Genomic DNA, 523 nt, shown 5'->3' with positions numbered 1-523 from the left:
CTCACGCTGGTGCGGCCCCGGGGGCCCCCCCCCCCGGTTCCGCGCCCCCCCCCGCGCGCGCCCGGCCCCCCCCCCGCCGGGGGGGGCCCCCCCCCCCCCCCCCCCGGCCGGTCACCCGCCCCAACCACGACCGAACGAGAGCAGCCACCATGCGCACCACCCCCGCCACCTGGGCCGAGGCGGACTCCTGGCTCGCCGTCATGCTCCAGCGTGGCCACCTCTACCGCCTCGAAACCGGCACTGACGGCACCCGAAGCGTCCAACGCGGCCGGCACTCCCACCCCTGGACCCTCCACCACCCCGTCCTCGCACTCGACTTCGTCGAGGACCTCCTCCGCGAAATCCGACAGCGCGACGACGAGGCCAGCCAGTGAGCGTTGGCAGCCCGGACGGCACCACAGCGGGGCCGGAACGTGACCGTGATCAGGCTCCTGGCGGAGCAAGTTGTGGGGTAAGGAGTCCTTACCCCGCCGCCGCCCCGAAGGTGGCGCGGGCTCCCCGGTCGTCGGCAGACCCAGGGGGG

General features: G+C 76.1%; 1 protein-coding gene. It reads left to right on the top strand.

Annotated features, from left to right (window positions below):
• Nucleotides 1-149: 149 nt before the first annotated feature.
• Nucleotides 150-374: a hypothetical protein gene (locus tag ACFV4G_RS11900; RefSeq protein WP_380439122.1), complete on the top strand. Its 225-nt coding sequence runs from the start codon at nucleotides 150-152 to the stop codon at nucleotides 372-374.
• Nucleotides 375-523 lie beyond the last annotated feature (149 nt).

This window comes from Kitasatospora sp. NPDC059747, from assembly GCF_042732955.1.
GTDB lineage: Bacteria > Actinomycetota > Actinomycetes > Streptomycetales > Streptomycetaceae > Kitasatospora.
The sequence above is the reverse complement of the archived record's forward strand: the minus strand, read 5'-3'. Positions and strand labels throughout refer to the sequence as shown.